Source organism: Collinsella aerofaciens, from assembly GCF_027679495.1.
GTDB lineage: Bacteria > Actinomycetota > Coriobacteriia > Coriobacteriales > Coriobacteriaceae > Collinsella > Collinsella aerofaciens_AK.
The window spans coordinates 1-8,973 of record NZ_JAQEKC010000044.1 but is presented as its reverse complement, the minus strand read 5'-3'; the positions used below and the strand labels follow the sequence as shown (position 1 = coordinate 8,973).

4 protein-coding genes and 1 pseudogene are annotated in these 8,973 nt (G+C 60.9%); 2 read left to right on the top strand and 3 right to left on the bottom strand.

All coding sequences use genetic code 11. The features are described 5' to 3' along the window. Positions 1 to 287: 287 nt before the first annotated feature. The gene (locus PGW49_RS10165) at positions 288 to 1,991 is read left to right on the top strand and encodes an OPT/YSL family transporter (protein WP_270226419.1); all 1,704 of its coding nucleotides are present in this window, start codon (positions 288 to 290) and stop codon (positions 1,989 to 1,991) included. Between the two features lie 201 nt (positions 1,992 to 2,192). On the opposite strand, the gene PGW49_RS10160 is transcribed toward PGW49_RS10165, so the two are convergent. Beyond that, on the bottom strand, positions 2,193 to 5,657 hold the full coding sequence (locus PGW49_RS10160) for a CAP domain-containing protein (RefSeq protein ID WP_270226418.1): 3,465 nt from the start codon (positions 5,655 to 5,657) through the stop codon (positions 2,193 to 2,195). A 307-nt stretch (positions 5,658 to 5,964) separates the two neighbouring features. Here PGW49_RS10160 and PGW49_RS10155 point away from each other — a divergent pair, with 307 nt between their 5' ends. Next, positions 5,965 to 7,104, top strand: coding sequence for a DUF389 domain-containing protein (locus tag PGW49_RS10155; protein ID WP_270226417.1), 1,140 nt, complete (start codon positions 5,965 to 5,967; stop codon positions 7,102 to 7,104). Between the two features lie 69 nt (positions 7,105 to 7,173). Here PGW49_RS10155 and PGW49_RS10150 read toward each other — a convergent pair. Both PGW49_RS10150 and PGW49_RS10145 read right to left on the bottom strand, forming a co-directional pair. Further along, positions 7,174 to 7,635: pseudogene (locus PGW49_RS10150) on the bottom strand (aryl-sulfate sulfotransferase); the annotation flags it as partial. A 96-nt stretch (positions 7,636 to 7,731) separates the two neighbouring features. Continuing rightward, the gene (locus tag PGW49_RS10145) at positions 7,732 to 8,691 is read right to left on the bottom strand and encodes a 3-hydroxyacyl-CoA dehydrogenase (protein ID WP_270226416.1); all 960 of its coding nucleotides are present in this window, start codon (positions 8,689 to 8,691) and stop codon (positions 7,732 to 7,734) included. Between the last annotated feature and the right edge of the window lie 282 nt (positions 8,692 to 8,973).

Sequence of the window (8,973 nt, the reverse complement as noted above, 5' to 3'; positions counted from 1 at the left end):
GGCTAACGATATGGCACCGTGGGGACACATGTATGTCAATCCTGGTCTAACAGAGCCTTTAAAAATCATTGCGTACCTAATGATTTTTAAATCCCCGTCCCAGAATAATCATCCTTTGGCCGAGCCCGGGGTAGCTAAAAAAGCCCCGTCCCAAATGAGCTGCCGTGCGGCTATACTGGTGCGCGGTCGTTTGCGAGCTCACGCGGCGGCCCTTGGTAACCCGACTTCCCGCGCCGTATCCGTAACGGCGCTCCCGGGGGAAGCGGATATACGCAAAGGAGTTCTATATGAGCAATCCCTCGAACCGCGCTTCGATGCGCGGGCAACTCACGCTGCGCGGCGTCGTCATCGGCGTCCTTGGCTGCGTGATCATCACGGCAAGCTCGGCCTACACCGCCCTCAAGATGGGCGCACTCCCCTGGCCGATCGTCTTCGCTGCCGTCATCTCGCTGTTCTTCCTTAAGCTCATGGGCAACGCCAGCCTCAACGAGGCAAACATCACCCACACCATCATGTCCGCAGGCGCCATGGTCGCCGGCGGTCTGGCGTTTACCATCCCGGGTGCCTGGATGCTGGGCTATGCCGACCAGATCAGCTGGCTCGACATGTTTATCGTGGCACTCGCCGGCACTATCCTGGGCCTGCTGGCCACGGCACTCATCCACCGTCACTTTATCGTGGACGCCGCGCTTGAGTTCCCCACCGGCAACGCCGCAGCTCAGACCCTGCGCGCGACCGAGGCCGGCGGCAAGACCGGCAAGCAGCTCTTTGGCTCCATGGCCATCGCCGGCATCTACAGCGTGCTGCGCGATGCTCTGGGCATTGTGCCCAGTATGCTGTGCACGCTCAACATCCCTGGCGTGACCTTTGCCATCTACAACTCGCCCATGCTGCTCTCCGTCGGCTTCCTTGTGGGCTTCGCCCCGGTCGCGTTCTGGTTTGCCGGCGCGCTGCTGGGCAATTTTGGCATCATTGTCGGCGGCACCGCTGCCGGTCTGTTTGACGTTATGACCGCACAGGGCATTGTTAAGTCCCTGGGTATGGGCCTCATGATGGGCTTTGGCGTCGCCGTCGTCCTCAAGGACATCTTGCCGCAGGTCGCCGGTATCGTCCGCGGCCTCGCCGCCGACAGCTCCACCGACACCGACGAGCAGTCGCTCATCTCGGGCTCCCTTAAGCTCGACGCCGGTATCATCGGCCTGGGCGCTGCCGCCATCGCCGTGATCATCGCCATCGTGCTCGACCTTGGTCCCGTCCCGGCCGTCATCGTCACGCTGTTCACCTTTGTCACCACCATCATGAGTGCACAGAGCTGCGGCCAGACGGGTATCGACCCCATGGAGATCTTCGGCCTCATCGTCATGCTCATCGTGGCGGCCTTTGCACAGATCGCCCAGGTCAAGCTGTTCTTTATCGCCGGCATCGTGGCCGTGGCGTGCGGCCTTGCGGGCGACGTCATGAACGACTTTAAGGCCGGCGCCGTGCTGGGCACCAACCCGCGCGCACAGTGGGTTGGCCAGGCCATCGGCGGCATCGTGGGCGCCCTGGTCGCCGCCGCCGTCATGGTCGCGCTCGTCACCGCCTATGGCCCGGACGCCTTTGGCCCCGACAAGAGCTTTGTTGCCGCGCAGGCAAGCGTGGTTGCCACCATGGTCTCGGGCATCCCGAGCGTGCCGTGGTTCGTTGGCGGCTTTATCGCCGGCATCGTCATGTACTGGCTCGGCATTCCGGCCATGATGATTGGCCTGGGCGTGTACCTGCCGTTCTACATGTCACTCACGGCATTCCTGGGCTCCTGCGTCAAGCTCGCCTACGACAAGTGGTCCGCCCACCGCGACGCCACCGCCGGTCTTTCTGACGAGGAGAGGGCTGCCAAGGACGCCGCCTTCCAGGAACAGGGGCTGGTTGTCGCCAGCGGCCTGCTCGGCGGCGAGTCCATCGTCGGCGTTATCCTGGCGTTTGTCTCCGTGGGCTTAAGCCTGCTGGGCTAAGCTGAGCAGCTGCTCGACAGCAACCATATTGCCTACGATTTGCCCGGTCGGTAGCTTTCGCGGCTACCGCCCGGGCTTTTTGATATCGAAACAAAGAAAGGCCAGCGCGCTGCGTTTAACAGCGCGCCGGCCTTATCGGTTAAGCTATCGAAGCGTTCCTGCTCTGAACCGAAGTTCGTTGCAGAATCTACGCTCGAAACGCTACATCTGCTTGCGACGACGATCGCCCAGCGTCACGCCCGCAGCCACGAGCGTAATACCGCCGATGACGAACACCTCGCCCGCAAGAGCGGAGTCATCACCGGTCTGGGCAAGTGCTCCCGACGTGGTCTGCTTCTTGGCAGCAGACGCCTTTGCGGCGGCCTGCGTAACCTGGGGCTTGGCCTGAGGCTTGGCCTGCGGCTCAGCCTTGGGATGATACTTGTCGTACTCGGCCTGAGCGGCAGCCAAGGCATCCTTGGCATCTCCGAGCTCGGCCAGTGCAGCGGCATAGGCGTCGTTGGCATCGGACAGCTTGGCATCGGCATCGCTCAGAGCAGCCTTGAGGCCAGCGGCGGCATCGACGGCAGCCTTGTAGCGAGCGTAGGCAGGGTTCAGCTTGACCAGCTTCTCGTTGCCCGTCGTGCCCGCGGCAAGGGATGCCTTGTGGTCGACAGCCTCAAGATCGGCCCTGAGTGCCTCGTCGTTGGCAAGCTCGGCCTTGGCCTTGACAATATCGAGGTTCGCATCGACGACGGCTTCGTTGGCGGCCTCGAGCTGCTTCTGGGCATCGGTGACACCGGCGACGGCAGCGTCATAGGCGGTCTTGGCGTCATCGACCGCCTTCTGGGCGCCGGCGAAGCGCTTGAAGGCCTTGTTTGCGCCGGCCAGCTCACCCTCGGCGGCCTTGGCCTTCGCCTGCGCGTCGGACAGGGCCTGCTTCTTGGCGTCAACTGCCTGCTTGGCGTCCGAAAGAGCAGTCGCGGCCTGGACATCTGCGGCCTGGGCCTTGTCTACACCAGCCTGGGCGGCATCGTCGGCCTTCTTGGCCTCGTCAAGCGAACCCTGCTTATTCGCAAGGTCCGTCTTGGCGGCATCGCGCTTGGCGGTAAGGTCCTTGACCGAAGCCGTAGCATTGTCATACGCCTCGCTGGCCTGGTCGGACTTTACCTTGGCAGCATCGCGGGCGCTGCGAGCCTTCGCCTTGTGAGCAGCGGCCTCGGCTGCCTTCGTCTTGCTGTCAGCAAGCGTGGCGTTTGCCTTATCGAGAGCTGCCTGGGCAGTGGCAGCCTCGCCCTTGGCGGTATCGAGGTTCTGCTTGAGGGACTCGATGTCGATTCCGCCGAGCGCGTCCTTCGCGGCGTTGTATGCCGTCTTCGCGGCGGCGGTGCCGGACTTAGCCTTCTCGTACTCGCCCTTGGCGGTGTTCACGTTCGTGTCGGCTGCGGTGAAAGCGTCCTGGGCGGCATCCTGCCCGTTTACAGCTGCGAAGTAAGCTTCCCTAGTAGTTCCAAAGTTCTTCTGTGCCTCGGCGAGCTTTGCCTGAAGCTCCTTGAGCTGCGCCTTCTGCTCCTGCGTGCCGCCCGCATTGTAGGCGGAATCGATATAGTCGTTCAGGAGCTTCTTGAACTCGGAGACCGTGAAATCGGCCTGAGTGTCATCAGCGCTGTAATCGAATACGGTTACCTCGGAATCGGTATTCTTTCCGCTACCGGTTGCAATACCGATGGCTTCCGCAGCGGCATCGATGATGTTGAGATAATGCCCACACTCTTGATAGATGCTGTTGTAGTTCTGGGAGATATAATAGGCATCATATCGGTGGCTGCCGAGTTCGTCGCCATACTGCGCGACGTACTTATCGAATGCCTCCTTCTCTTGGGTGTAGAGGCCGGTGTAGGGCCAGCCGAGGGTATCCTCGGTCTCTCCGCCGGTATATGCGCCGCCGCCGGCAAGATTTTCACCGTTATCATAGTAGCAACCAGAGTGCCCCCAGATGTTCGATGAATACGATGTATTGAGGGCAGCTGCCACAGTCATGCGGAGGCTGACGCTGAGTGCCGACTGACCGTTCGCCTTGCGGAGGTTGTTCTGGGTATCGAGGTAGGTCAGGGCGTTGCGCATCTGCTCCAAGGAAAGCGGATTGGTGTCGCGAGACATGTCCTGATCGACGTACTGGTCATACCATTCGGCCTTGTCATCGGCGCCGGTCAACGTCGATACGGCATCCTGGGCGTTCTTTTTCTGCGTGGCTGTGAACTGGCTGCCGCCGATGATGTAGTTCATGAAGCCGAACATACCCTGACTGATGACTTCCTGGTCAACGGTCATGTTGGACTTTAGGTCTGCAATCTGCTGCTCAAGAGCCTCAACCTGGGCATTAGCAGCGTCATAAGCCTTTTCCGCGGCGTTCGAAGCGGCGCAGGCTGCCTCCCACTCGCTGCGCTTCTGCTTGCGAACTTCGACAAGCTTATCGTACTCAGCCTTCTTGTCGGCCTCGGTCTGCTGGGCCTGCTCGTATGCCGTCTTCGCGGCGTCACGCTTACTGGCCGCGTCCTTGTACTCCTTGTTTGCCGCATCGTATGCAGACTGGGCAGATGCCACAGCAGCGTTGGCGGCGTTGGCCTTCTCCTGCGCGGCAGCGACGGCAGCCTGGGCGGCCTGCAGATTTGTCTGTGCGGTGGCGTCGGCATCCGTCGCGGCATTGAGCTCCGCCTGCGCGGTCTTGAGCTCACCAGCAGCAGCGATCTTGGCGGCCTCAAGCGCACTCAGGTCGACACCCGTACCCGAGACGGCAGCATCGAGCGCGGCCTGCGCCTGGTTGAACTTCTGCTGGGCGTTATCGCGCGCGGTGGTTGCGGCTGCGAGCGCAGCGGCAGTCTCCTGCTTCTTGGCCTGGGCAGTCGTCAAAGCTGCCTCGGTATTCTGCTTTTCCTGCTGGGCGCTGGCCTCGGCAGCCTTGGCCTGGTCCAGATTGTCCTGTGCAGTAGTAACGGCCTTATTGGCGTCATCGAGCTTTGCCCGCGCGTCCTCGACGGCCTTCTTGGCGGCCTCGTACTCGTCCATACCCATGGCCTCGAGCTTGGCCTGGGCATCATCGAGGGCCTTCTTGGCCTCATCCTGCTTTGCCTTGGCGTCCTTGAGCGCCTGGGTCTTATCCTCGACACTCTTGTTGGCCTGTTCGAGCTGATCGTTCAGGTCGCCCAGCTTCTTCTGCTGCTGCTCGGTCTTTTCGACGGCTGCCTTAAGCTCGTCGATCTTCTCCTGAAGCGCGGCTACCTCGGCCTCGTTCTGCTCGGCGGCGTTATCGGTCACGGCCTGCGAGGCCTGATTCTTTTGCTGCTGTGCCTGCTTTTGAGACTGGCCCGCCGCGTCGGCCTTCTTCTGGGCGGCATCGTAGGCGGCCTGAGCGTCCTTGAGCTGCTTTGCCGACTCCTCGGCCAGCTGGGCAGCCGTCTTTACGACCGCTTGGTTACCGGCGGCAACGGTATTCTCTACAGAACTACCCCCCCCCTGAACAGAATCGCCGTTACCGGTTGACGGTGCGGCGATTGCCGCCAGCGGCGACATGAGCGGCTGAGCGATGAGGCCCGCCGTCAAAACGGTTGCGACGGCGCGGTTAGCAACGCCCTTGACGTTGACGGCCTTGGCCCGAGGCTCAAAGTGTTGTGGACTGTAGTTTGCCATGGCTTTCTCCCTTTGACACGGATGTATCCATACGTATCAAACGGTAGCTGTCGATTTTTGAATTCTGTTGCGCAACATTGGCGACCAGCGTATTTTTTGAAATTCACGCTCTCGTGCTTCACAATTTCGTCACATATGTAGGAGCTGGTGCATCATATTCTTGCGGGATCGAATTGAGCCTATGATTTGCATTTGCCCCCGCGTCATCTGCCCCATCGGATTCCGCATCCAACAGACACCCCGCCCGCCACGGTGTAGAGTTAGGACAACGGGCGCGTTGCGCGGACCGCGCTGGAACGAGGTGGACATGGAACTCGACAAACAACAGATCAAGCGACTACGCGAACGCCATCACCGGCGCCACGGCATCCGCCCTGCTCATAGTGAGGCTGCCGAGCAGGCTGGTCGCTTTTTAAAGCGCGCGTTCAACATTCGCGAGGGACGCGCGCCCTATCACGTGATCCGCAAGCGTTTTGTAAACGGGGCGCGTCTGACTGGCTCCCACCTATGCATCCTCATCATCGCCATGCTGATCGCGAGCATCGGCCTCGATATCGATTCGGACATCGCCATCGTGGGCGCCATGCTCATCTGCCCGCTCATGGGCTCGGTCCTTGCCATGGCATACGGCATCGCCACGCTCGACCGCGAGATTACCGTCGAGGCCGTCGCCAGCCTTGCGCTGCAGATGGCCTTTTGCCTGGTCACGTCCACGCTGTACTTTAAGCTCTCGCCCCTTGGCACCACCACGGCCGCCATCATCGACAACTCTACACCCACCGTCTGGGACCTTACCGTCGCACTCGCAGGCGGCTTTGCAGGCGGGCTGGGCAACTCGCGCGACCAGGAACCCGCCACGCTCATCGCCGGCGTGGCCGTGGCGACCGCGCTCATGCCGCCTCTGTGCGCGGCGGGCTATGGCATCGCCATCGCAAGCGGGTCGCTGTTCCTCTCAGCCCTCTACGAGTTTGGCATCAACGTGGTCTTTATCGCGCTGGCTGCCGAAGCCGTACTGCTTCTTTTGCGTGTGCCGCTCAAGCGCGACCTCAACGGCGACGGCATTGTGACCGCTGAGGAAGACACCGAGGTCGACGAGCTGTCACGCAAAGTGCGCCGCCGCATCATCGTGGGAACGGCCATCTTTGCCATCCCCTGCATCGTTATGACCGCAGGCTCCATTGGCTCGGCGCAGGCCGGTGTGCAGGACGGCTACGGCGTCACCGAAACCACGCGCGAGCTTGCCGCGGTGCTGCCGGGCTTTAAAGATTACACCGTCGCCGTCGAGACCTCGGCCACCGAAGGGGACGAAGAAGGCATCGTCGAGCGCGAGATTGTCGCCCATGTGACGACAGGCGAGGCGCTTGGGGCGCACGACCGCCACGTCGCCCGCAAACTCATCGACCTCAATGTGCCCGAGCTCGATCGCGTTGAGTTCGATGTGAAGTGATGCGGGACGCGAGGCGGGCCCGGCGCGAGCGCGCGCAGCCACGGGGCACAGACGCAGCCAAGCGCAGCGCTACAGCTCGTACTTGTACACGCGGTAGATGTACTTCTCGGCTTCCATCTCGTAGGTGGCGATGGGCAGTCCATAGCGATCGTACTCGGCAAAAGTCTTGGCCTTGCCCGATGCCACGAGCATGCTATTCGAATCGCCGACGCGCTGCGCACTGCTCGCATAGCCCGAGAACGGCACGGCGATCTGGTCCACAAGCTCGTAGGTGCGCACGGTCTCGTCCACCGTAAAGATGCGCCCAAACGAATGCGTTCCCTTGCTGTAGTCGGTCGCCACCGCGGCGCCCAGCTGGCCCCAGTCGAACTTGGGATAGCGCTCGGTCGCACCAAAGTTGTTGTCGTATAGCAGCACCTGGTAGCGACCAGTCGCTGCCGTGTCAGAACTCGGCAGATACGTCACGCTGTGCTGGCCTGCATTGAGCGAAAAATCGCCCTGGGCCTGCAATAACTTGTCTTCAAAGCCCGAGCCAGCCCATTGCCACTCCTTTCTATTTCTGGGTCCATCTTCTCACTGCTGGCGGCCGAAAATGATCCGTTTTCCTCCGACCCCGAGGGATCGTTCTTAGTACTTGAAGAAGCCCTCGCCCGAGCTTTCGCCCAGCTTGCCTTCGTCGAGCATTTTCTTGAGAACGGAGACCATGGCCTTAAAGTTGTAGGGCATCATCATCTTCTTGAGCAGCGGGCTCACCAGGCCCGGCACCTTCTGATACTGCATGACGATGTTGTAGGCCGTCTGGATACCCACCGTGTCGAATACGCGGAACGGGCCCTTGGGAGCGCCGGTGCCACGCGTCCACGCGAGGTCGATGCTCTTGGGATCGCTCACGCCCGAGACGTACAGATCAAGGCCCGAAAGCAGCCACGGTACCAACATGGAGTTGAGCAGATAACCGTTCTTTTCCTTGTTGACGGGCAACGCCAGCATACGGATGTCGTTGGCAAAGTCGACGAGTTCATCGAAGTAGCGCTTGTCGGTCTGGTCCTGTGCCATGACCTCGGTCATGTTGTTCTTCCAGATAGAGTTGGCAAAGTGCAGCGACAGGTACTTCTCGGGGCGGCCAGTGTACTTGGCAAAGGTACTCGGCAGTAACGTGGAGGAGTTGGTCACGACGACGGTCTTTTGCGGAAGGACCGGGGCGAGCTTCTTGTAGAAGTCAATCTTTGCCTGGGTATCCTCAGCCATAGACTCGATGACCAAATCGGCGTCGGCCACTGCCTTGGCAAGATCGAGCTCCAGCTTGAGTGTGGAGTAGGCGCGCTCAACGGCGGCGAGTGCCGCCTCTTTGTCGAAGGGCTTGCCGCTATCGGCGATACCGGAGCACCACTCGCCCGTGCCGTCCGCCATACCCTCGATTGCCGCGATGTACTCCTCGCGCACATGATCGATCTTGGGCTGGGTGCGGCCGATGCTGCCCTCGCTGCGCAGCCAAATCGTTACATCGAAGCCGCAGTAGGCAGCCTGAAAGGCAATCTGGCTTCCCAGCACGCCGCCGCCGGCAACGCAAACGGTCTTGTAGCTCATAGGAACAGTCCTCTCTTACGTAATTCCATAGATGTGTATTTATTCAACCGTAAGAGGGCTGCACACTGGGGGTGGGTTCTATAAACGGACGGTAATTTGCGGCGAACGGCTACATCTGTTCATTATCTCAGGGTTCCGAGGGCGATTTTTTGTGCCACCGAGACGTCGTTTGCGGAAGTATGCGGCAAATTCCGGAACCCTTGAGCACCCCCCGATTTTCCGCCAATAAAACCGACGCTCCTATAAGTTGTCAAGAGGCAGTTTGCGGGAGCGTTCTCTCCA